The organism is Citromicrobium sp. JLT1363, assembly GCF_000186705.1.
In the GTDB taxonomy this organism is placed as follows: Bacteria; Pseudomonadota; Alphaproteobacteria; order Sphingomonadales; family Sphingomonadaceae; genus Alteriqipengyuania.
Genome location: NZ_AEUE01000001.1, coordinates 16,811 through 37,664, shown reverse-complemented (window position 1 = coordinate 37,664; position 20,854 = coordinate 16,811). Strand labels below are relative to the sequence as shown.

The following is a 20,854-nucleotide window of genomic DNA, read 5'->3' as shown; positions in this document are numbered from 1 at the left end:
GCCAAGGCCAGTCATCGCGCACAACCGATTGACTTGCCGGGCGTGGCAACGGAAAAGCTGCCCGCCATGATGTCGCTGCCCGCATCCCTTGCCCGTGCCTTCGCGCAACTGGCGGACCCACGCATCCTGTGGCTGCTGCTCAAATCGCTGATCGTCACGCTGCTGCTGTTCGTCGCGGCAGGCGCGCTGCTGTATCTCGGGCTGATGTGGCTGGTGGACCGCGGGCTGGGATCGCTGCTGGACGAGAACCTGCCGGCCGATTTCGCGGAGGTCGTCGCCACGATCGGCACCTTGCTGGCCGTCGTGCTGGGCGGCTGGCTGCTGTTCCGCGTCACCGCGCTCGCCGCGATCCAGTTCTTCGCCGACGATGTGGTGGAGGTGGTGGAAGCGCAGTATTACCCGCAGGCTCTGGAAGACGCGCGCCGGATCGGCTTTGGCGAGAGCATGTGGCTGAGCTTCAAGGGCGCGGTCCGGGTGGTCTTCGTCAATATCCTGATCCTGCCGCTGGCGCTGGTTCTGCTGATTACGGGGTTCGGCACGGTGGTGCTGTTCGCGCTGGTCAACGCATGGCTGCTGGGGCGCGAGCTGCGCGACATGGCCTGGCTGCGCCACCGGCACGATCGCAAGGATGAACCGCCCATCGGGCGCGGCACGCGCTTTGCACTCGGGCTGATCATTGCGGGCATGCTGACCGTCCCCGGCCTCAATTTCCTCGCCCCGATCATCGGCGCCGCCGCCGCCACTCACCTCGTGCAAGGACGCCTGCGCGATGCGTAACTCCCGGAATTTCCTCGCCCTCGCGCTGGTCCCGCTGATCGCGGCCTGTGCCACGCCGATCCCGCAGGCCTCATCCTCCGGCCAGCCGGACACGGGGCGCACACCGCCCCCGCGCACGGTCACCGTGCCGCCCACCAATCCGCGCCCCGTTACGCGCGACGGGTTCATCGCGCCACGCGTAATGGCGGTCGCGGGGCTGGAATTCGTGATCGGATCGCGGGCGAGCCAGCTTGAGCAGATCTTCGGCCCCGCCCGGCTGGACGTGCTGGAAGGCGATGCGCGCAAGCTGCAATTCGCGGGCGAGCAATGCGTGCTCGATGTCTATCTCTACCCGCTCCGCCCCGGTGCAGAGCCGACGGCGACCTATGTCGATGCCCGCCGGTCCAGCGATGCGCTGGATGTGGACCGGGCCGCCTGCGCGAAGGCGCTCAGGCGCTAGCCCAGTGGCCTTCGGGGCCCTCAGACCATGAAGCTCTCGCCACAGCCGCAGGCACCCTTGGCGTTGGGGTTTTCGAACACGAACCCGGCGGAGAAATCGTCCTCCACCCAGTCCATGACGCTGCCGACGAGGTAGAGCACCGAGGCGCCGTCGATGTAGAAGACACCGCCGGACGTTTCGATCTTCTCGTCGAAGGCCTGTTCCTCGCTGACATAGTCGACCGAGTAGGCAAGGCCCGAACAGCCGCGACGCGGGGTCGAGAGCTTGACCCCGATCGCATCATCGGGTGCCTTCGCCATCAGGTCCGCCACGCGCTGCTCGGCCGCTTCGGTCAACGTGACGGCGGCGGGGCGTTCTCTGGTCTTCGTATCGGCCATTACAGCATCCCCAGTTCGAGCCGTGCCTCATCGGTCATCTTGTCCGGCCCCCATGGCGGGTCCCAGACGAGGTTGACCTCGGCGTCGCGTACACCGGGCACCGAGCCTGCGCGAATTTCCACCTCGGCGGGCATCGATTCCGCCACCGGACAGTGCGGTGTGGTCAGCGTCATGGTGACGACCACGTCCTTGTCCTCGCTCACCTCGACTCCGTAGATCAGGCCCAGATCGTAGATATTGACCGGGATTTCCGGGTCGTAGATTTCCTTGAGCGCGGCGATCACCGCTTCCTGCAACGCGCCGCCAGCACCGGTTTCGCCCGCACTCTCTGGCTTCTTTTTCAGGAATCCGTCCAGATAGTCGCGCTTGCGCGACAGTTTCTCGCCTGCGGATTCCTCGTCCGGATCGACCGCGTCCTCCACCCGCGCGCGCGGGGGCTTTTCCGGCATTTCGGCGATATGCTGCGGCAGCGCCTGCTCCGCCGCCTGCGCCGCGTTCCCTTCCGAACGGGCGAGATGCGGCGGCAGCTCGGTCACATCGTCGGTCGGCGATGGGGCCGCAATATAGTCCTTGTTCTCTTCGTCGCTCATAGTGGCGTCCTCAGGCGAAAATCTTGAGTGTGCGGTCGATCCCGCGCATCAGCGCGGCGACATCGGCTTCGTCGGAATAGACCCCGAAGCTGGCGCGGGCGGTGGCCGGTACGCCGAGGTGGTCCATCAGCGGCTGGCAGCAATGGTGCCCGGCGCGGATCGCCACGTCCTCTTCATCCAATATGGTGCCCAGATCGTGCGGGTGAACCCCCGGCAGTTCGAAGGAGACGATCCCCAGTGCATCATCCGGGCCGAACACGCGCACGCCCTGGATGCGGGCAAGCTCGCTGCGCAGTGTTCGCACCAGCGATGCTTCATGCTCGCGGATACGGTCGATTCCGATATCGGCCAGGTAATCCAGCGCCGCATGCAACGCGATCGCCTCGGTAATCATCGGCGTACCCGCTTCGAAGCGCTGCGGTGCGGGGGCGTAGGTCGTCCCCTCGAAGCTCACCTTGTCGATCATCGCGCCGCCGCCCTGCCAGGGCGGCATGGCCTGCAGCAGCGCCTCGTGCGCCCACAGGACGCCGATGCCGGTCGGCCCGTACAGCTTGTGGGCCGAAAAGACGTAGAAGTCGCAGCCGAGCGCCTGCATATCCAGCGGCTCGCGCGGGGCGGCCTGGCAACCGTCGAGCAGCAGCTTGGCACCCACCGAATGCGCCAGATCGGCCGCGCGGCGCGCGTCGAGCCGCGAGCCGAGCACGTTGGAAAGGTGCGCCAGGGCCACGATCTTGTGCTTCGGGGTGAGCATGCGCTCCAGTGCGTCGAGATCGATCCGCCCGTCCTGGGTAATGGGGCACACATCGATGGAGGCGCCCGTGCGTTGCGCCAGCAACTGCCAGGGCACGATGTTGGAGTGATGCTCCAGCACGGAAAGCACGATCCGGTCGCCCGCCTTCAGGTTCGCGCCGCCCCAGCTTTCCGCCACCAGATTGATGCCCTCGGTCGCGCCGCGCACGAACACGATCTCGTCCTGGCTAGCGGCGCCGATGAAGTCCGCCACGCGCTTGCGGGCGGCTTCGTACCCCAGCGTCATCTGCGCGCTGCGCGAATAGACGCCGCGATGAACGGTCGCGTAATCCTTGCCCAGTGCGCGACTCATCGCGTCGATTACCGCCTGCGGCTTCTGGGCCGAGGCTGCGCTGTCCAGATAGTGCCAGGGCTTGCCATCCTCGGTCAGCATGCCGGGAAAGTCGGCCTTGTCGACCAGAGCGCCGTCCTTGGTGAGCGTATCGACCATGCCTACCCCTCCCGCTCCTCCAGCTTGTCGAGCGCCTTTTCCAGCAGCGCCTCGCGCGTGGCCTCGTCCGCCAGTTCGCGGGTCGCATCGCCGATGAAGGCCTGTACCAGCAGGCGGCGGATGGTTTTGGGCGGCAGGCCGCGCGCAGCCATGTAGAAGCGGGCGGACTCGTCCAGCTGGCCCACGGTCGCACCATGCGCGCACTGCACATCGTCGGCATAGATTTCCAGCTGCGGAACGCTGTTCACGCTCGCACCCTTTTCCAGCAGCAGCCCCTTGAAGCTCTGCGCCGCGTCGGTCTTCTGCGCGTCGCGCACAACGTCGATCCGGCCGAGGAAATTGCCCGTGCCCTTGCCCCAGTGGACGCTGCGCACGGTCTGGTTGCTCGTCGCACCCGGCTTCTCGTGCGCCATGCGGGTCACGATCTCCCGGGTGGTGTCGCCACCGCCCAGCGTAATCCCGCCAAGCTCGAAATGGGCGCCCTCGGCCAGCGTCACGACCACTTCGAGCCGTCCGAGCTGGCCACCGGCCACGAGGGCCGCAAGTTCGGCACGCGCGTTCTTTTCCAGCACGATCCGCAAGCGGCGCATCTGCAGGCCATCCGCATCGTCGATCACGATCAGGTCGGACCAGGTTTCGCCCTCGGCCACGCGGACATCTTCCCACGCTTCGAAGGTTTCCGGCGGGGTGCCTTCAAGCGCGTCGATGTCCGAATAGCGCCAGGCTTCGTTCTTGCGGGTGGGGCGGAGGATCGCTTCGGTCATTACGCCTCCGCCATGACGGCGTCGTAGCCTTCACGCTCGAGATCGGTTGCCAGCTCGGCCCCGCCGGTGCGCACGATGCGGCCCTTGGAGAGGATCGAGACATGGGTCGGCTGCACCACCTCCAGCAGGCGCTGGTAGTGGGTGATAAGCAGCACGCCCTTGTCGCTCTGGCGCATGATGGCGTTGATCCCGTCACCGACCACGCGCAGCGCATCGATGTCGAGGCCGGAGTCGGTCTCGTCCAGCACCGCGAATTGCGGGTCGAGAATGCCCATCTGGACCATCTCGGCACGCTTCTTCTCGCCCCCCGAGAAGCCGACATTCACGTTGCGCTTGAGCATCTCCATGTCGAGCTTGAGCAGCCCGGCCTTCTCCTTGGCGAGCTTGAGGAAATCGCCCCCGGTCATCGCCTCTTCGCCGCGCGCGGCACGCTGCGCGTTCAGGGCTTCGCGCAGGAACTGGATGTTGGAGACGCCCGGAATCTCGACCGGATACTGGAAGCCGAGGAACAGGCCCGCCGCCGCGCGTTCGTGCGGGTCCATCGCCAGCAGGTCCTCGCCGCGGAAGAACACCTTTCCTTCGGTGACTTCGTAGCCGGGCCGCCCGCCCAGCACATAGGCAAGCGTCGACTTGCCCGCGCCATTGGGGCCCATGATGGCGTGGATTTCGCCGGCGTTCACGCTGAGCGTGAGGCCGTTGAGGATCTTGGTGCCGTCGATTTCGGCATGGAGATTGTCGATCTGGAGCATGTCTAAAGTGTTCTCAATCCAGTGAAATTTGCGATGGCGAGAGCAATCTCGTCGTTCAGTTCTTGCGTCGCCTGCCGCGCGGCACGCTCGGCGGCCTCGCCGGTCAGGCCTTGCGTTGCGGCGGCCACGCGGTTGGCCCGCACCCGCCTGATCTGCGGCGCGCAGAAGGCGCGCGTGGCGACCACCGCATCGCGCAGGCCGGTCCGGGGCGCGCCCGCGGCCCCTGCCTGCAGGCAGCCGCGCAGGCGCGTCTCCGCCTGCTCGGGGCTGAGCGACTCCTGCGCCATAGCGGGCGTGTCGAGCGCCAGAAGCACCAGGATCGGCAGGGCGGTCTTCACGCACGCCTCCCATGGGAGGGAGGGTTGATCGCGATCAGCGTGGCGAGCAGCGCCAGCACTGCAGGGGCATAGAGCGAGACGAGGTTTTGCGTTTGCGCCGGGCCGGTGCCGCCGTCCCACGCGATGGAGGTTTGCGTCGCGAGCTGCGCGGCCCATGCGAGCCACAGCGCCAGCGCGGCAAGCGCGGCGCCGACATGGAGCAACTCGTTGCGCTCGGCGGTGGGTTCAGGTCTGGTCGCGGCAAAACGCGGAGCCGATTGCACAGGCGGCGACCCGGCATCGGCGGGCGCCAGCTTCGCAAGCTTGCGCGCTTCGAGCCGGGTGCGCGTGGCGGTCCACGGAGCGGCACGGCCATTGATCGCCGCATCGAGGTCGCGGCGCAGCGTGCGTTCCAGAGGCGCGAGGCGCGGCGCGTCGGCGTTCAGCAGATCGCGCGCGAAGGCCTGCATCGTCCGCAGATCGCGCGAGGCCCCGCGCAGGTCCGTATGGGCAAGTGTTTCGAGGTCATGCATCGCGATGGTTCCTGCCTGGGTTGGAATCGCGGGGCTTTCGGTCTCGGGGGGAGGTATTGCGCGGCGGGCCGTTGCCGTCGCGATCGTAACGCGGCCTGGTCTGGCGCGGGTTCTCGGCCTCGTGGCGGCGGCGCGCTTCCTTGCGGTCGGCGATGGCGGCGCGCATTTCCTGCGTCAGCTTGGCCAGCACGGCGTCGATATCGGCGAGGATATCGGCCGCAGGGATGTGGACCACGCGGATGCCGACCGCCTCGAGGCTCTTGTCGCGCCGGGTCGCGATGGCGGGCTCGACGCCCTCCTCGTCGATCAGGATCGCGAGGCCCATATTGTGCGAATTGAAGTCTACGATCGCGCTGCCGACCACCGCGAAACGGGTGAAGGAATAGCGCCCGAAATCGGCCTTGGAGAACTTCTCGGCCAGCGCCTTGTGCGCCGGGCTCGCATGGCGGCGCATCTCGCGCGCACGATCATGCAGCGCATCGAGCCGCTTCTCCGAGATTTCCCACCCGCGGCCCTTGCGTTTGACGGCGGGGGCGGTGGTGTCTTCGGAGGCGGGCCGGAGGTTGAGGGTTTTGCGGTCGGTCATTCAATCACCGTGGGAACATCAGAATCTGCATCGTCTTGCGCTCGCTTGTGCCGGCGAAACGAGAGGAATGCTTCTCTCAGAACAAAGAGAATCAGGGCGGCGTGCCCGAGCAACCACCAGCCCTGCGAAATGAAGGGTGCGGTAACTAGCCACCAGATGCCGAGGACTAGCAAAAGCCACCGCATGCTCCCGTTTGGGTCATTGCGCGCAAACATCACCCCGCATTCCCTTCAAAGCTGAGTGCGACAGAGCCACAAACACAGCCGTCACCCCGGACTTGATCCGGGGTCCCGCTGCCTTTTGCGCCACGCTGGAAAAAGCGGGATCCCGGCTCGGGGGCCGGGATGACGAGGGGGGAGAGGGTTGTGCTCATCCGACCGAGCCTTCCAGCGAGATCGCCAGCAGCTTCTGCGCCTCGACCGCGAATTCCATCGGCAGTTCTTTCAGCACTTCCTTGGCGAAGCCGTTGACGATCAGCGCAATCGCCGCTTCCTCGTCCAGCCCGCGCTGCTGCGCGTAGAACAGCTGGTCGTCGGAGATCTTGGAGGTGGTCGCCTCGTGCTCGATCTGCGCGGTGGGGTTCTTCACCTCGATATAGGGCACGGTGTGCGCGCCACAGCGGTCGCCCAGCAGCAGCGAATCGCACTCGGTGCGGTTGCGCACGCCCTCGGCATTGGCGGCCACGCGGACAAGGCCGCGATAGGTGTTGTTGCTCTGCCCGGCGCTGATCCCCTTGGAGATGATCGTCGAACGGCTGCCCTTGCCGTTATGGATCATCTTGGTCCCGGTATCGGCCTGCTGGTGGTTGTTGGTGACCGCGACCGAATAGAACTCGCCCACGGAATTCTCACCGTTGAGCACGCAGCTCGGATACTTCCACGTAACCGCAGAGCCGGTCTCGACCTGCGTCCAGCTGATCTTGCTGCGCGCGCCCTGGCACAGCCCGCGCTTGGTGACGAAATTGTAGATCCCGCCGACGCCTTCGGAGTTGCCGGGATACCAGTTCTGCACGGTCGAATACTTGATCTCGGCATCGTCCATCGCGACCAGCTCGACCACGGCGGCGTGGAGCTGGTTCTCGTCGCGCATCGGCGCGGTGCAGCCTTCGAGATAGCTGACATAGCTGCCCTTTTCGGCGACGATCAGCGTGCGTTCGAACTGGCCGGTGTTCTCCGCATTGATGCGGAAATAGGTGGAGAGCTCCATCGGGCAGCGCACGCCTTCGGGGATGTAGACGAAGGTGCCGTCCGAAAAGACCGCCGAGTTGAGGCAGGCGAAGTAGTTGTCGTTCTGCGGTACGACCTTGCCGAGCCACTTCTTCACCAGCTCGGGATATTCGCGGATCGCTTCGGAGATCGAGCGGAAAATGACGCCCGCCTTTTCGAGCTCCTCGCGGAAGGTCGTGGCGACCGAGACGGAATCGAACACCGCATCCACCGCAACCTTGCGCGCGCCCTTCACGCCGGCGAGCACTTCCTGCTCCGCCAGCGGGATGCCCAGCTTGTCGTAGACCGACTTGATCTCGGGATCGAGCTCGTCGAGGCTTTCGAGCTCCTCCTTCTTCTTGGGCGCGGCGTAATAATACGCGTCCTGGTAATCGATTTCCGGATAGCCGAGCTTCGCCCAGTCCGGCTCGGTCATGGTCAGCCACTTGCGGAACGCCTTCAGACGCCACTCGAGCATCCACTCGGGCTCTTTCTTCTTGGCCGAGATGAACCTGACCGTGTCTTCGCTCAGCCCCTTTGGCGCGTAGTCGGTTTCGATGTCCGAATGCCAGCCGAACTCGTAGTCGGCGGCCTTTGCGGCGGCTTCCCTGGCTTCCCGATCCTGCTCGGGGTTCTTGAGGTCGATGGTTTCGTTCATGCCAGTTCTTTCTTCACAGGGGCTGCGCCCGCAATTCTTGCGAGCGAAACATCCGCCAGCGCGCGGCGCACGGCAGCATTGACCACCGGCCAGTGCGGCTTGACGCTGCACTCGTGCTCCACGGCGCAGTCACCGGTATCGATGCAGGAGACGAGCGCGATCGGGCCTTCGATCGCCTCGACGATATCGGCCATGCTGATCGCCGCCGCGGGCCGCGCGAGCTGCAATCCGCCACCCGCGCCGCGGGTTGAGCGCAGCAGCCCTGCTGCGGAGAGCTTGCTGACGATCTTCTGCGCGGTGGGAACGGGAAGGCCGGTTTCCTCGGCCAGCGCCGACGCGCTCGTGCGCGCACCGCCGCAATGCTTGGCGGCGGCGGCCATGATGAGAATGGCATAATCGGCGAGGTTGCTGAGGCGCATGGCGCCCAATTCGGATTAAATCAGTCCGATTTCAACCAAAACCCGACTCTTGCGAGTCGTTAGCGTCTTTTGCCATCCTCGCCGCGCTTCAGCGGGCGTCGAGAATCTTGGCAATTATATACTTTACTTAGCATCCTGTTCGTGGCATATACTCGGGCATGGACATCAACATCACCAACCCGATCTTCCATGACGAAGCCAAGGCCACCGCTCACATCGAAGCGGAGCGCTGGAATGGCGAGCCTGTGTGCCCGCACTGTGGTTCGCTTGCTGTCCGTAAGATGGGTGGCAAGACCCAAGCCGGTATGTTCCTCTGCAACGATTGCCGCGACAAGTTCACCGTCCGCACTGGCACCGTTATGGAGCGCAGCCACGTTCCCCTGCACAAGTGGCTTCTGGCTACGCACATCATGGCCGCTTCCAAGAAGGGCATGAGCGCGGCGCAGATGGGCCGCATGATCGGCGTTTCCTACAAGACCGCGTGGTTCCTCTGTCATCGCATCCGTGAAGCCATGGAAGGCGCCGCCCCCACTGGCCCCATGGGCGGCGCTGGTAAGTCGGTTGAAGCCGACGAGACTTACGTTGGCGGCAAGGCCAAGAACCGTGCCCACCGCAAGCCTGCCAAGAAGAAGGCTGTCGTCTCCCTGATCGACCGCGAAACTGGCGTTGCCCGCTCGTTCCATGTCGCCAACGTCAACGCCAAGGACGTTCGCAGCCTGATCGTGACCAATATCGACCGAGCCAGCACGCTACAGACCGACCGCAGCCACATTTACTTCCGTCTCGGCCAAGAGTTCGCTGCACACTCTGCCGTGAACCACGGTGCGGGCGAATACACCCGCGATGGCACCGACCACACGAACAGCGCCGAAAACTTCTTCTCGATCTTCAAGCGCGGCGTGATCGGCACCTATCACCACATGAGCGAGGCCCACCTTGGTCGCTACTGTGCCGAGTTCGATCTACGCTACAATACCCGCGACATGAACGACGCGGAGCGCGCTAGCGAAATCCTGCGCGGGGGTATTGGTCGCCGCCTGACCTATCGGCGGGTTGATAAACTCGCCGCCTAGGTTTGCGGAGATACCCCGCCAGATCGGAACGCCTCGCAAACGCTGGACTCAATCGTGATTTAAGCGATTATGTATTTTAGCGAGCGGGGTGACAAATGCCTTATTTCAATTCGAGTGCGATCAAGCGAGCCGAATACAATTCAGCGACCGGGGGTCTGACGATCTGGTTTCCCGAGGGGAAGCCCTATGACTACTGCAACGTGCCCCAGCACATATGGGAAGGACTTTGTAACGCCCCATCGAAGGGCCGATACTTCAACGCCCATATCGACGGGCGTTATCAGTGCTAATCCTCGTTGATCGTCACCCAGCATACGCCCCGAACATCGAGGCTCATAGTTTCGCCGGGGCCAAGGAAGCGAGCGACAACACCCTCCCTACCGCCCAAAGCCTCTTGGAGGCTGTGAGTGGGAGCAAGGGAAAGAAGAGCGCGCCAGAAGCGCACGGTCCATGTCATCACTTTTTGCGCTTCCCGCCCTTCTTGACCCTCTCTTGCGGCTTGGGCGGGGTCGCCAGCATCCGCTTTAGCGCTGCCTCCCGGCGGCGTTTGGTTTCTTCTTCGGAATAGGTTTCTTCGCTTTGTTTGGTGTCTTTCATGGCTCGTGATCCTAAAGCAGATTGGTATTGGCCTCTAGGTGAGCTTGAGCACCAGCACGAGATACGCGATTTCTTCCCTGAAGAAGCGGAGATGATCGGCGTTATCACAATACTGTGGAATCGCCAGGAGCTGAAGCTGGCCAAGATCTACAGCAAGCTAATTGCCTCCAAGCGACCGGAATACGCAATGGCCATTTGGGAGCGCCAACCGACGCACCAAGCTCGCCGCGACCTGCTAGCCCTCGCCCTGCAAACCGTGAAACTGACCAAGCAGCAAGCAGGCATCCTCAATTATGTTATTGAAAAAACCAAAACGCTCGCAGATCGACGCAACGAGCTCATCCACGCCGAGTATGTGGTGCATGGCAGAACGGATAAACTGCACGCCAAGATAAAGTCCCCGCGCTCGACCAAGCCCCCCAAACATCAAAAGCTCTCAGCCGAAGACCTCCAGCAGGTCATCGACGATCTTGAGCAACTTATATTGGCGACTGAGGCTGCGAGCTTCGCGTTTGCCACAAAGAGGGATCGGCGAATTACCGCTGCGCTTCGCAAGTTTGAAGAAGTTCACGGACCGCTTCAGGAAAGTCGACAAACCGATTCCGACCTTCCGACTCTCCGCCGAACTCACGACGCAGAATTTTAACCCCCGCATCAATCATCTCAGGCGTAATCTCAATCTCAGTGGCGTCAGCCATTTGGCACCTACGTTGACATCGCAGGCCCGATATATGCGACTCGGCGCCTGCTAAGTAAAGTATATAATTGCCAGAATCTTCGTCATCGCCGCATCGCACCCGTTCACCTTGTCCGTCAGCCATTTGGTGAACCTGATTTCGTCGCGCTTGGTCGTTCCCTTGCGGCGCTGCAAGTCGGCGGTCAGTTCCTCTGCCTTGGGTTCGGGACGGAGGCCATCGGGACTGCTGATGCTCGATGCGTAGAGGATCTCCACCGCACTGTCCCAGTCGCGCGCCGGGTGGATCGATTTCACGCGCGTATTCGCGGCCTCTCGCGTGACGATCTGGCAGATGACCGCTTCGTCGAGGTTGGTTGCCGCAGCCACGCCTGCTTCGTCCAGCTTCGCCCCGGCTGCCGTCATGCACAGCGGCACGCAGATCATCATGCCCAAACCGTACCGTTTCATCGTCACCTCCGAGCATATCGCCCCCGCCGGGCGGGATCGAAGGGCAACGTAATCCCTGCACCATGTGGTGCACACTGGTAGATCGGACAGTCCGCCCGCGCCCCTGCGGTCCTCCATGAGAAGTGTTGCGGTCCGACCGCCTTGCGGCCACGCTGGTGGAAAGGGCTGTCGACAGCGATCCACGGGCGGCATAGGGCATGGTGCCATGCTGTTCCCAGCCCTGCGCCCGCTGCTGTTCACCCTTGATCCCGAGCGCGCGCATCGCCTGTCGCTCGCCGGACTGAAACGCATGCCAACCGGCAAGCCGCCCCGGCACGACCCTGCGCTGGCAGTGTCGCTCGGCGGACTGACCTTTCCCTCGCCCGTCGGGGTTGCGCCCGGTTATGACAAGGATGCCGAGGTGCCCGACGCGCTGCTGGGACTGGGCTTCGGTTTCGTCGAGGTGGGAACGATCACGCCGTTCCCGCAAGCGGGCAACCCCAAACCGCGCCTGTTCCGGCTGGTGGAGGACCGCGCCGTCATCAACCGCATGGGGTTCAACAACGGCGGGGCACAGGCCGCGCACGAACGGCTGCGCAAGCGCGTGGGGCGTCCCGGCGTCGTCGGCATCAATATCGGTGCCAACAAGGACAGCGATGATCGCATTGCAGACTATGCGCTGCTGACCGAACTGATGGCGCCGCTCGCCAGCTATCTGACGGTCAATATATCCAGCCCCAACACGCCGGGCCTGCGCAACCTGCAGGCGGGCGATGCGCTGAAGGACTTGCTGGACGGGGTCTTCGAGGCGCGCGGAGAGCGGACCACACCCGTATTCCTCAAGCTCGCGCCGGATCTGGAGCCGAAGGAGATCGATGCGATTGCCAAGATCGCCGGCGACAGCCCGCTGGCGGCGCTCATCATCTCCAACACCACGCTCGCCCGCCCGCCGCTCCGGTCGAAGCATGCGCTGGAGGCTGGCGGCCTTTCCGGCGCGCCGCTCGCCCCCATCGCGCTCCAGCGACTGAAGGATTTCCGCAAGGCCACCGGCGGGCAAATCCCGCTGATCGCGGCAGGCGGGATCGACAGCGCGGATGCCGCCTGGGAGCGGATCGTGGCGGGCGCCAGCCTGGTGCAGCTCTATTCCGCGATGGTCTATCAGGGACCGACGCTGGGGCGACGGATCGCGCGCGGCCTCAAGCAAAGGTTGCAGCGCGCAGGCTTTGCCTCGATTGAAGAGGCCATCGGATCGCAAAGCTGAGGATCGCCATGCTCTTTCGCCCGCTCGCCGGCCTTGCCGCCATCGTCTCGCTCGGCGCGTGTGCCAGCGTGCCGGACGCACCGCTCACGCCGCCGGCACCGACACCGACGGCTTCCACCTTCGGCGGGGCGGTCGCTTCGGCGGACCCGCGCGCCACGGCGGCGGCTGAAGCAATGCTGGCGCAAGGCGGCAATGCCGTCGACGCGGCGCTCGCCACGATGCTCGCGCTCACGGTCGTGGAGCCGCAGAGTTCCGGAATCGGCGGGGGAGGCTTCATCCTCTACGGCGCGCCCGACGGTACGGTGCAGAGCTACGACGGGCGCGAAACGGCGCCATTCGCCGCAACGCCCGCATGGTTTCTGGACGAGGACGGCAATCCCCTGCCCGGACCTGAGGCGACGATCAGCGGGCTGAGCGTGGGCGTGCCCGGCAATGTCGCGGTCGCCGCGAAGCTCCACGCAGAGCACGGCAGGCTACCCTGGGCGGCGCTGTTCCAGCCCGCGATTGCCCTTGCGCGCGAGGGCTTCGTTCTCAACGAGAGGCTGCATTCCTCGCTCGAAGGCCAGTTCGATCGGGCAGGCCATACCCCGGAAGGGCGCGCGCTGTTCTATCAGGCGGACGGCACGCCCAGGCCGGTGGGGACACGCATTGTTCTGCCAGACCTTGCAGCCACCTTCGAACGGATCGCAAGCGCAGGCCCCCAGGCCTTCTACGAAGGCGACTCAGCCACGGCCCTGGCCCAGACCATCGCCGCCGAAACCCCGCGCGACGGGGCGATGACCCCCGCCGATATCGCGGCCTACGAAGCGCGAGAGCGCGCGCCGGTATGCGGCGATTATCGCGGTTACAAGGTATGCGGCATGGGCCCGCCATCCTCGGGCGGGATCGCGGTGATCGGCATTCTCGAACAGCTCGAACGCTTCGATCTCGCCGCGCTCGGCCCGCGCTCGGTCGAGGCATGGCACCTGTTCGTGGAGGCACAGCGCCTCACCTATGCGGACCGCGCGATCTACACCGGCGATGCGGATTTCGTGGAGGTGCCCACCGCAGGGCTGATCGATCCGGACTATCTCGCCAGCCGCGCGCTCCTGATCGACCCGGCCCGGCGGATGGACAGCGTCACGCCCGGCACCCCGCCCGGCGCGCCCGCGCCCACGCCCGCGGGGGAAGGCTATCCGGAGAGCGGCACGACGCATTTCGTCGCCATCGGCGCCGACGGCACCATGGTCAGCTATACCTCCACCATCGAAGGCGCATTCGGATCGGGCCTGCGCTTCGGCGGGTTCTACCTCAACAACGAGCTGACCGATTTCGACTTCGCGCCGGTGCGGGACGGGATGCTTTCCGCCAACCGCGTGCAGGGCGGGAAGCGTCCGCGCAGTTCGATGGCGCCCACGGTCGTTTATGATCCGCAGGGCGAGCCTTTTCTTGCGCTGGGTGCGGCGGGCGGCGCGACGATCCCGATACAGACCGCGCGCACGATTATCGGCGTGATCGACTTCGGCCTGGACCTCGAAGACGCGCTCGCCCTGCCCATGGTGATGATCTTCGGCGACCGGCTGATCGTCGAGAAGGGCAGCTGGTTCGAAGATGCCGCACCGCAGTTCAACGCGCTCGGCCACGAAAGCGTGATCCCAAGCGACTTCCTGTTCCGCACCAACGGGGCGCTCAAAACGCCCCAAGGCTGGGTTGCGGCCTATGATCCAAGGCTGCGCGGGGTCGCCTATACCCGGCATGAGGACACGACGCAGCTTCCTTCTGGCAGCTTGCCGTAGGGTTCGCGGGAGCCTAGGCCGCGCTGCACCGTTATAAACAGACCAAAAACTGGGAGCAGGTGCGCCTTTGACGCAGCTTAGAGAGATCGAACAGGCGAGCAATCTCGTCTCGCTGTTCCTGCAACGCGCCGACGAAGGCGGTGACAAGCCCTTCCTCGGGCGCAAGGTCGCTGGCGAGTGGCAGACGATCAGCTGGCGGGAAGCCGCCGAACAGGTCTGCATTCTTGCCGAAAACCTGCGCGGGCTGGGCCTCACCGATGGCGACCGGGTGATGCTGGTGTCGGAGAACCGCCCCGAATGGTGCATTGCCGATCTGGCGATCATGGCTGCGGGCTGCATCACCGTGCCCGCCTACATCACCAATACCGAACGCGATCACATCCATATCCTGGACAATTCGGGCGCGAAGGCGGTGATCGTTTCGAACGAGAAGCTGTCCGGGCCGCTGATCCCGGCGATCTTTCACACCGGCATTGCCGAACACATCATCCCGATCGAAAGCGTGCGCGGATACCAGGGCGGCAACCTTGCCTGCCACGGCTGGGCGAGCATGATCGAAGGCGATGCCAAGGCGGCGCGCAGTGCGGTCGAGGCACGGATCGCGGGAATCGGCCGCAAGGACACCGCCTGCATCATCTACACCAGCGGCACCGGCGGCGCGCCGCGCGGCGTGCTGCAGCACCACGGCGCGATCCTGTGCAACGTGGCGGGCGCGGCGGACATCCTGATCGACGATTTCAAGCTTTCGGATGACGAGCGCTTTCTCTCCTTCCTCCCGCTCAGCCACGCCTATGAACATACCGGCGGGCAGTTCCTGCCGATCGGCGTGGGCGCGCAGATTTTCTACGCCGAAGGGCTGGAGAAGCTCGCCAGCAATATCGAGGAAACGAGCCCCACGGTGATGGTCGTGGTGCCGCGCCTGTTCGAAGTGCTGCGCACGAGAATCATGAAGCAGATCGCCAAGCAGGGCGGTGCCGCAAGCTACCTGATGGACCGCGCGCTCGAAATCGAGGAGCGGGCGGGCCCGAACGGGAAGAAGCGGCTGCGCGACAAGCCGATGGATCTGCTCGTCGGGCGGCTGCTGCGCCCCAAGATTCGCCAGAAGTTCGGCGGCCGGATCAAGGCGATGGTATCGGGCGGTGCTCCGCTCAATCCCGAAGTCGGCACCTTCTTCCAGGCACTCGGCCTGCCGATGATGCAGGGCTACGGCCAGACCGAGGCCGGGCCGGTCATCAGCTGCAACAGGCCGTCGGCCGGCGTTTCCATGGATACGGTCGGGCCGCCGATGAAGGGCGTGGAGATCCGGATCGCCGAGGACGGCGAAATCCTGTGCCGCGGCGAACTGGTGATGCACGGCTACTGGCAGAACCAGCCGGAGACCGATCGCGCCCTGCAGGATGGCTGGCTGCACACCGGCGATATCGGCCATATCGACGACAAGGGCCGGATCGTCATCACCGACCGCAAGAAGGACATGATCGTCAACGACAAGGGCGACAATGTCGCGCCGCAGAAGGTCGAAGGCATGCTGACCCTGCAGCCCGAGATCGGTCAGGCGATGGTCGCGGGCGATCGCCGGCCCTACATCGTCGGCCTGATCGTGCCCGATGCCGAATGGGCGCTGGACTGGTGCAAGGCGCAGGGCAAGCCGCTCGATTGCGCGAAGGCGCAGGAGCTGCCCGAATTCCGCGCGGCGATCCGCAAGGCCGTCGACCGCGTGAATTCCGAATTGTCGGTGGTCGAAAAAGTGCGCGGCTTTGCCTTCGCGGACGAACCCTTCTCCATCGAGAACGAGGAAATGACGCCGAGCATGAAGATCCGGCGGCACAAGATCCGCGAACGCTACGGCGACCGGCTGGACGGGCTGTACCGCGGATGAGCGCGATTTATCGACTGGCGCTGCTTGCCGGCGGTGCCGTGCTTGCATCGGCCTGCGCCAGCGTCAGCGCCGCGCCCGAACCCCTGCCGAGCGCACTGGAAGCGGGCTGGGAGGGAGCGCGCGTTTGCACGCTGCAGCACCAGACGCAGACTCATCGCGTGCTGCGCTGCACGTTTCCGCCCGGCGTTGGCCACGAAAGGCACTTCCATCCGGCCCATTACGGCTACGCGCTGAGTGGCGGAACCATGCGGATCACCGACGGGACAGGGGTTCGGACCGTCACGCTGGAAACAGGCTCGGACTATTCGAGCGATGGGACAGCGTGGCACGAGGTGGTCAATGTCGGCGATACGCCGGTGATCTACCTCATGGTGGAAGAGCGCTAGGCCACTCCTGCCAGCGCCGCGCTGGCGAGTTCTTACCGAAATCGAGATCCGCCCGCACTCGGGCAAACGCCTGCCCCGCCCCTACCGCGGCAGCCGGTGTTGCCCGATAGCAACTTTTTTTCGCGCAGCCCACAATGGGAGCCTTGGCAGAAAAGGAGACGCGCGATAACGCGCCAATCGGCGGTTTTTGGGGATTGCACTTATATCGGGGTCGTTATTTGCAATCTGAATGGCGCCGCCGTTTGGACATAGGGATACATGATGAACACCAATAGTTGCTCAACCGCAACACGCGGCCGTGTGCGCCGATGCGCAATCCTTTTGGGGGGTATTTCGCTCTTCTCGCTGGCGACGCCGGCTCTGGCTCAGGACTCGGCCGTGCTCGAGCGTCTCGAAGCGCTCGAAGACCGGCTCGATGCGCTGCAGAGCGAAAACGAGCAGCTGCGCGCGCAGCTTGAAGACCTGCGCAGCGTGAACACCGCGCAAGGTGATGTCGTCGTCGCGGCGTCCGACGCGCAGGTGCCCGCAGCGGCTGCGCAAGCCGAGATACCCGGCACGGCGCGCGTCGCAACGACGGCAGGCTCAGCCCGCCCGGTCGACGTGGTCACCGAAGCCGACGACCCGCGCGAGATGCAGGTAACCGGGTCGGAGAACTTCGTCGGCACCAACGCCGCCTATGCGTACCAGATGCTCGACCATGCGGAGAACGTGAACACGAAGCCGCTGGTCCAGCTGGCCGCGCTGCAATCGGGCGAGCTGACCGACCGGGTCACGCTGTCGGGCGGGATCACCGCGATCGCGAACTATCAGTGGGCGACGGTCGACTCCAAGTTCGGCTACCTCATGCGCCACCCGACCAGCGCCAACCAGCTGGGCGACAATGTTTCCGAAGTGGTGCTGCATTCGGCCAACCTCGCGCTGACCGCGCGGCTGCTGCCCAACGTCACCGGTTATGCGGAACTGCTGTACGATCCGGAACAGAGCTTCGGTCAGGGGACGATCACCGCGCTGGCGCGCAACCAGATCCAGCTGCGGCGCGGCTGGGTGATGTTCGGCGATCTGGACCAGCTGCCGGTCTATGCCCTGATCGGCAAGATGGACACGCCCTTCGGGCTCAACGACACGGTCAACCCGTTCACCAATTCGACCAACTGGCACGCCTTCGCGGGGCTCGCCTATGGCGGGCAGGTCGGCTTCGTCTCGGGCGGGCTGCATGTGCGCGGGATGATCATCCAAGGCGGCGCGCAGTTCCGTTCGGCGAACGTGCCGGTGCTGGGCACCAGCGTGCCCTCGCGCGCGAACAACTTCGCGGTCGATGCGCGCTACACGATCGACCTCGGCGGGGAAGGCAATGCGCTGATGGCCGGTGCCAGCTACCAGCGCGGGACCGCCTATTGCCAGGATTATCCGGTCACGCACTTCAACCCGTGTCAGGACAACAACCCGGGCATCGCCGCCTATGGCAAGCTGACCTATGGTCCGCTGACGCTGATTGGCGAATATGCGAAGACGACGAAGGAATGGGCGGGCACCGCCGTGCCCGATCCGGCCAATCCGCGGAGCGTGTATGACGCAGTGAAGCCCGAGGCGTTCACGGTCGGCGGCCGCTTCGGCTTCGGGGCCGAGAGCCTGACGATGCAACGTCGCGAATTCGCGTTGTCGGCGGAATTCTCGAAGTTCATTTCGGGTGAGGAAGGCTCCCCCTGGCGGCGGCAGAACCAGATCGTGCTGGGCGGGTCGTGGTTCCCCGCACCGAACGTGAACCTGTTCGGCGAGTTCATCCGCGTGAACGGTTACGTCCCGCTCAACTTCCTGTCGGGGGGCAATTTCCCCGATGGCGGCACCTGGTCGAACCAGGATGCGGATACGAATGTGATTCTGGCAGGCGCGCAGGTCGCGTTCTGAACCGACTCGCCGTCAGTGCCGGGCCGCTCGCAAGGGGCGGTCCGGTTCAGGCCGGTTCAGGCCGCCTCGTCTTCAAGATCGACATATTCGGGATAGAACGTGGGTGCGCGGCTGGACCAGGCGGGCGCCGTCGCGGCCGCTTCGCTCAGGCTTTGCAGCAGCAGCTTGCGCCGTGCCGGGCGCAGGTTCGGCATGGCGGCCCCGGCACAGAAGGCGCTGGGCAGCCAGGGGCGCACATCGGCGCCAAGCAGGCGTTCGTAAAGGAAGCGGAAGGGCGAGAAACCGTCGAGCCGTTCCTGCGCAAGATCGAATGATGCAAGGCGCGAGAGCTGGCCCATGAAGGGCGAGATCGCCTCGCCGCCATCGGCACCCGGGATGGAGCGCCGCAGGGCTTTGAGATCCTGATAGGCGACATACTGGCGGCGAATCGCGACATTTTCCGAAGAATTGCGGGCCCACAGCTTGAACGCGTCGCACCGGCCGAGGCCGATATCGAGGTTGCGGCGAATGAAACGCTGCTCGCAGGGCGAGAAACTGGCAAATTCGCGCATCTCCGCGATGCTCAGGCTGGTGGTGTTGTTCTTGGTCGCCATCGTGCCCCTCCATCGGGCTTTCATCCGATGGGGAGCATGTTTCGCCGAACTTGGTTAACAATCCGCTAAGTCTGCTTTCGCTTGCCACTTACGGGGAGGGTTGGCTTGGCAAAGCGCAAGATGCATGATCCGGGGAATGCTTGGATTTCGTACCATCACAGCGGAGCTTCGATACGAAATTCAAGTGCGGCGACTACGAAGAGCTCACGAAGCCCGGGTGCAGGCGCTCGTCGACAGACGGGACGATCTCCAGGACTTGGGCAAAGGCAATCGTATCGCATTTTGGGCTGGTGTAGCCCTCACCGTTTTCTCAGTCGCGATGCTATTCCTGACATGGACTGGCGACCTGACCGCATTCATCGGTCTACCCGCTACTGCGCTAGGGGTTCTCGGCACCTTTCGCCAGTTCTTCGCGGACCGAAAGCAGTTGAGGGCGCTTCGCCAACGAACGCTCGACCGGTTCAACACTCTCAAGGTGATAGACTACGCTACCTATTCTCTGGTGAGGCTGACGGACCGCATTGTACTACCCAAGGCCTATCTGAAAAGCGGCTACAGGATAGAATACCTCCATCATGGCTTTGGTGCTTGGAGCCCAGAGGTCAGCTCATGGCTGATTTCGGGGCGGGCAAACAGTACGAAATACACACATGATACTTCCCAGTACGACGGCCCGCCTGCCGTCCGCGACTCTATAGCCCCATTCATCGAATTCAGCCGGACTGCATCGGCGCGCCGATTTAGCAATGATCGCAAGATACGCATGCGAACGGATCTGGTGCGCGATGAGAGCGGAAACTTCCCCCAAGTGGTGCAATTTCAGCGTACCAATTATCTGGCGACGCTTGCGACCAATGATCTGTCCTTCAAGGAAGTGATCAATCGCCACAGTCGCGAATGCCAATATGACGGTCTCTCGGGGTTTCTGCAGGCAGAAGGCGCAGATTTGGTTTTTCGTGGATTGGAACAATCGGATTGTGCAAACCAAATTGGAGTTTCGACCCTGGCTTTCACATCCGATCACTACTTGATCCTGGTCGACCAGACTCAGCAGAACCTCCAGTCGGCAGGGCTGGTCGCTCCGAGCGGATCTGGGTCGCTCGACGAAGACGATCTACACGACGCAGGTTGCGAGGGTTCGCTTGTCGATTGGCTTACCAGTGCAAGCAAGCGCGAATTGCTTGAGGAACTGGGTATCGCGTGTGCCGACGAATTTACGGCGGAGGTGAACACCCTGATCGACGCAGTGACGGTCAGAGCAATGCCCCTGGGATTCTGTGTCTATCTTTTCAGAGGCGGAAAGCCGGAATTTTTCTTCATCTCTCGCCTTTCCTGTTCGGCAGACGAGTTGGACAAGATCAGCCAGTACACTGCCGAGGAAAGCGATCTTTCAGGGCGTTTCGCGAAGTCAGAAGCCTATCGATTAAAGCCAACTGGGAGCCGTGCGACCGAAGACCTGCTACGCATCTGCAACCGTTTGCGCTCCTCAGAGACGCACCGCCTGTCTTTCCCCCTTGAGTTGCAGCTCGCGCTACTCGAGCATGCTTGTGCAGAGCACGGCCCCAAGCTGGACGAATTCTTCGCGGCGGAGATTGCCTGAACCTTGGC

At 64.1% G+C, this 20,854-nt stretch carries 24 protein-coding genes; 11 read left to right on the top strand and 13 right to left on the bottom strand.

Going from position 1 to position 20,854, the window contains the following annotated elements:
• Positions 1–42 precede the first annotated feature (42 nt).
• Positions 43–777, top strand: coding sequence for an EI24 domain-containing protein (locus ADAD_RS0100220; protein WP_237700700.1), 735 nt, complete (start codon positions 43–45; stop codon positions 775–777).
• Positions 770–1,216, top strand: a complete 447-nt coding sequence (locus ADAD_RS0100215; protein ID WP_010407876.1) for a hypothetical protein — start codon at positions 770–772, stop codon at positions 1,214–1,216. Before ADAD_RS0100220 ends, ADAD_RS0100215 begins: the two co-directional genes overlap by 8 nt.
• Before the next feature lie 20 nt (positions 1,217–1,236).
• Here the strand turns inward: ADAD_RS0100215 and ADAD_RS0100210 are convergent, their stop codons facing one another.
• The 10 genes from ADAD_RS0100210 to ADAD_RS0100160 form a co-directional block, all read right to left on the bottom strand.
• Positions 1,237–1,593 carry a HesB/IscA family protein gene (locus ADAD_RS0100210; RefSeq protein WP_010407874.1) on the bottom strand — a complete coding sequence of 119 codons (357 nt, stop codon included), beginning with the start codon at positions 1,591–1,593 and terminating at the stop codon, positions 1,237–1,239.
• On the bottom strand, positions 1,593–2,042 hold the full coding sequence (locus ADAD_RS0100205; protein ID WP_050803668.1) for an SUF system Fe-S cluster assembly protein: 450 nt from the start codon (positions 2,040–2,042) through the stop codon (positions 1,593–1,595). Before ADAD_RS0100205 ends, ADAD_RS0100210 begins: the two co-directional genes overlap by 1 nt.
• Before the next feature lie 151 nt (positions 2,043–2,193).
• Complete coding sequence (locus tag ADAD_RS0100200; protein WP_010407869.1) at positions 2,194–3,423, bottom strand: cysteine desulfurase; 1,230 nt, start codon at positions 3,421–3,423, stop codon at positions 2,194–2,196.
• Positions 3,424–3,425: 2 nt separating this feature from the next.
• On the bottom strand, positions 3,426–4,187 hold the full coding sequence (locus ADAD_RS0100195) for a SufD family Fe-S cluster assembly protein (RefSeq protein WP_010407867.1): 762 nt from the start codon (positions 4,185–4,187) through the stop codon (positions 3,426–3,428).
• Positions 4,187–4,936, bottom strand: a complete 750-nt coding sequence (gene sufC, locus ADAD_RS0100190) for a Fe-S cluster assembly ATPase SufC (RefSeq protein ID WP_010407865.1) — start codon at positions 4,934–4,936, stop codon at positions 4,187–4,189. The genes ADAD_RS0100195 and sufC overlap by 1 nt, the downstream gene beginning before the upstream one ends.
• Positions 4,937–4,938: 2 nt before the next feature.
• A complete protein-coding gene (locus ADAD_RS0100185) occupies positions 4,939–5,274 on the bottom strand; it encodes a hypothetical protein (protein ID WP_010407862.1) in 336 nt (111 codons plus the stop codon).
• The gene (locus tag ADAD_RS0100180; protein ID WP_010407859.1) at positions 5,271–5,786 is read right to left on the bottom strand and encodes a hypothetical protein; all 516 of its coding nucleotides are present in this window, start codon (positions 5,784–5,786) and stop codon (positions 5,271–5,273) included. Before ADAD_RS0100180 ends, ADAD_RS0100185 begins: the two co-directional genes overlap by 4 nt.
• Entirely contained in the window at positions 5,779–6,372 is a 594-nt protein-coding gene (locus ADAD_RS0100175) for a DUF559 domain-containing protein (RefSeq protein WP_010407856.1), read from the bottom strand. Before ADAD_RS0100175 ends, ADAD_RS0100180 begins: the two co-directional genes overlap by 8 nt.
• Positions 6,373–6,741: 369 nt before the next feature.
• Complete coding sequence (gene sufB, locus ADAD_RS0100165) at positions 6,742–8,235, bottom strand: Fe-S cluster assembly protein SufB (RefSeq protein ID WP_010407850.1); 1,494 nt, start codon at positions 8,233–8,235, stop codon at positions 6,742–6,744.
• Positions 8,232–8,654, bottom strand: coding sequence for an SUF system Fe-S cluster assembly regulator (locus tag ADAD_RS0100160; RefSeq protein ID WP_010407847.1), 423 nt, complete (start codon positions 8,652–8,654; stop codon positions 8,232–8,234). The genes sufB and ADAD_RS0100160 overlap by 4 nt, the downstream gene beginning before the upstream one ends.
• A 158-nt stretch (positions 8,655–8,812) precedes the next feature.
• On the opposite strand from ADAD_RS0100160, the gene ADAD_RS0100155 reads away from it, so the two are divergent.
• Both ADAD_RS0100155 and ADAD_RS17335 read left to right on the top strand, forming a co-directional pair.
• Positions 8,813–9,727 carry an IS1595 family transposase gene (locus ADAD_RS0100155; RefSeq protein ID WP_010407844.1) on the top strand — a complete coding sequence of 305 codons (915 nt, stop codon included), beginning with the start codon at positions 8,813–8,815 and terminating at the stop codon, positions 9,725–9,727.
• A gap of 95 nt (positions 9,728–9,822) precedes the next feature.
• Positions 9,823–10,017, top strand: a complete 195-nt coding sequence (locus ADAD_RS17335) for a KTSC domain-containing protein (protein ID WP_083825524.1) — start codon at positions 9,823–9,825, stop codon at positions 10,015–10,017.
• Positions 10,018–10,183: 166 nt separating this feature from the next.
• Here the strand turns inward: ADAD_RS17335 and ADAD_RS16930 are convergent, their stop codons facing one another.
• Positions 10,184–10,324 carry a hypothetical protein gene (locus ADAD_RS16930; RefSeq protein WP_010407840.1) on the bottom strand — a complete coding sequence of 47 codons (141 nt, stop codon included), beginning with the start codon at positions 10,322–10,324 and terminating at the stop codon, positions 10,184–10,186.
• Between ADAD_RS16930 and ADAD_RS0100145 the strand changes: the two genes are divergently transcribed.
• Positions 10,323–10,970, top strand: coding sequence for a hypothetical protein (locus ADAD_RS0100145; RefSeq protein ID WP_010407838.1), 648 nt, complete (start codon positions 10,323–10,325; stop codon positions 10,968–10,970). The genes ADAD_RS16930 and ADAD_RS0100145 overlap by 2 nt on opposite strands.
• 102 nt (positions 10,971–11,072) lie before the next feature.
• Here the strand turns inward: ADAD_RS0100145 and ADAD_RS0100140 are convergent, their stop codons facing one another.
• On the bottom strand, positions 11,073–11,468 hold the full coding sequence (locus ADAD_RS0100140) for a hypothetical protein (protein WP_139020282.1): 396 nt from the start codon (positions 11,466–11,468) through the stop codon (positions 11,073–11,075).
• A 205-nt stretch (positions 11,469–11,673) separates the two neighbouring features.
• On the opposite strand from ADAD_RS0100140, the gene ADAD_RS0100135 reads away from it, so the two are divergent.
• The 5 genes from ADAD_RS0100135 to ADAD_RS0100115 all read left to right on the top strand — a co-directional run bounded on the left by ADAD_RS0100135 (position 11,674) and on the right by ADAD_RS0100115 (position 18,653).
• Entirely contained in the window at positions 11,674–12,708 is a 1,035-nt protein-coding gene (locus tag ADAD_RS0100135; protein WP_010407834.1) for a quinone-dependent dihydroorotate dehydrogenase, read from the top strand.
• 8 nt (positions 12,709–12,716) lie between these two features.
• The gene (ggt, locus tag ADAD_RS0100130) at positions 12,717–14,483 is read left to right on the top strand and encodes a gamma-glutamyltransferase (protein WP_010407829.1); all 1,767 of its coding nucleotides are present in this window, start codon (positions 12,717–12,719) and stop codon (positions 14,481–14,483) included.
• Between the two features lie 67 nt (positions 14,484–14,550).
• On the top strand, positions 14,551–16,362 hold the full coding sequence (locus ADAD_RS0100125; RefSeq protein WP_010407827.1) for an AMP-dependent synthetase/ligase: 1,812 nt from the start codon (positions 14,551–14,553) through the stop codon (positions 16,360–16,362).
• Entirely contained in the window at positions 16,359–16,748 is a 390-nt protein-coding gene (locus ADAD_RS0100120) for a cupin domain-containing protein (protein WP_010407822.1), read from the top strand. The genes ADAD_RS0100125 and ADAD_RS0100120 overlap by 4 nt, the downstream gene beginning before the upstream one ends.
• A gap of 378 nt (positions 16,749–17,126) precedes the next feature.
• A complete protein-coding gene (locus tag ADAD_RS0100115) occupies positions 17,127–18,653 on the top strand; it encodes a hypothetical protein (RefSeq protein ID WP_237700698.1) in 1,527 nt (508 codons plus the stop codon).
• A gap of 56 nt (positions 18,654–18,709) precedes the next feature.
• Here the strand turns inward: ADAD_RS0100115 and ADAD_RS0100110 are convergent, their stop codons facing one another.
• Complete coding sequence (locus ADAD_RS0100110; protein ID WP_010407817.1) at positions 18,710–19,246, bottom strand: hypothetical protein; 537 nt, start codon at positions 19,244–19,246, stop codon at positions 18,710–18,712.
• A gap of 217 nt (positions 19,247–19,463) precedes the next feature.
• Between ADAD_RS0100110 and ADAD_RS0100105 the strand changes: the two genes are divergently transcribed.
• On the top strand, positions 19,464–20,846 hold the full coding sequence (locus ADAD_RS0100105) for a hypothetical protein (RefSeq protein WP_139020281.1): 1,383 nt from the start codon (positions 19,464–19,466) through the stop codon (positions 20,844–20,846).
• Positions 20,847–20,854 lie beyond the last annotated feature (8 nt).

Excerpts from the sequence above, each read along its gene's own strand:
- ADAD_RS16930 (WP_010407840.1), bottom strand. The coding sequence starts at position 10,324 with ATGAAAGACACCAAACAAAGCGAAGAAACCTATTCCGAAGAAGAAACC.
- sufC (WP_010407865.1), bottom strand. The coding sequence starts at position 4,936 with ATGCTCCAGATCGACAATCTCCATGCCGAAATCGACGGCACCAAGATC.
- ADAD_RS0100140 (WP_139020282.1), bottom strand. The coding sequence starts at position 11,468 with ATGAAACGGTACGGTTTGGGCATGATGATCTGCGTGCCGCTGTGCATG.
- ADAD_RS0100195 (WP_010407867.1), bottom strand. The coding sequence starts at position 4,187 with ATGACCGAAGCGATCCTCCGCCCCACCCGCAAGAACGAAGCCTGGCGC.
- ADAD_RS0100215 (WP_010407876.1), top strand. The coding sequence starts at position 770 with ATGCGTAACTCCCGGAATTTCCTCGCCCTCGCGCTGGTCCCGCTGATC.
- ADAD_RS0100175 (WP_010407856.1), bottom strand. The coding sequence starts at position 6,372 with ATGACCGACCGCAAAACCCTCAACCTCCGGCCCGCCTCCGAAGACACC.
- ADAD_RS0100160 (WP_010407847.1), bottom strand. The coding sequence starts at position 8,654 with ATGCGCCTCAGCAACCTCGCCGATTATGCCATTCTCATCATGGCCGCC.
- ADAD_RS0100205 (WP_050803668.1), bottom strand. The coding sequence starts at position 2,042 with ATGCCGGAAAAGCCCCCGCGCGCGCGGGTGGAGGACGCGGTCGATCCG.
- ADAD_RS0100200 (WP_010407869.1), bottom strand. The coding sequence starts at position 3,423 with ATGGTCGATACGCTCACCAAGGACGGCGCTCTGGTCGACAAGGCCGAC.
- ADAD_RS0100110 (WP_010407817.1), bottom strand. The coding sequence starts at position 19,246 with ATGGCGACCAAGAACAACACCACCAGCCTGAGCATCGCGGAGATGCGC.
- sufB (WP_010407850.1), bottom strand. The coding sequence starts at position 8,235 with ATGAACGAAACCATCGACCTCAAGAACCCCGAGCAGGATCGGGAAGCC.
- ADAD_RS0100120 (WP_010407822.1), top strand. The coding sequence starts at position 16,359 with ATGAGCGCGATTTATCGACTGGCGCTGCTTGCCGGCGGTGCCGTGCTT.
- ADAD_RS0100155 (WP_010407844.1), top strand. The coding sequence starts at position 8,813 with ATGGACATCAACATCACCAACCCGATCTTCCATGACGAAGCCAAGGCC.
- ADAD_RS0100135 (WP_010407834.1), top strand. The coding sequence starts at position 11,674 with ATGCTGTTCCCAGCCCTGCGCCCGCTGCTGTTCACCCTTGATCCCGAG.
- ADAD_RS0100210 (WP_010407874.1), bottom strand. The coding sequence starts at position 1,593 with ATGGCCGATACGAAGACCAGAGAACGCCCCGCCGCCGTCACGTTGACC.
- ADAD_RS17335 (WP_083825524.1), top strand. The coding sequence starts at position 9,823 with ATGCCTTATTTCAATTCGAGTGCGATCAAGCGAGCCGAATACAATTCA.
- ggt (WP_010407829.1), top strand. The coding sequence starts at position 12,717 with ATGCTCTTTCGCCCGCTCGCCGGCCTTGCCGCCATCGTCTCGCTCGGC.
- ADAD_RS0100145 (WP_010407838.1), top strand. The coding sequence starts at position 10,323 with ATGGCTCGTGATCCTAAAGCAGATTGGTATTGGCCTCTAGGTGAGCTT.
- ADAD_RS0100180 (WP_010407859.1), bottom strand. The coding sequence starts at position 5,786 with ATGCATGACCTCGAAACACTTGCCCATACGGACCTGCGCGGGGCCTCG.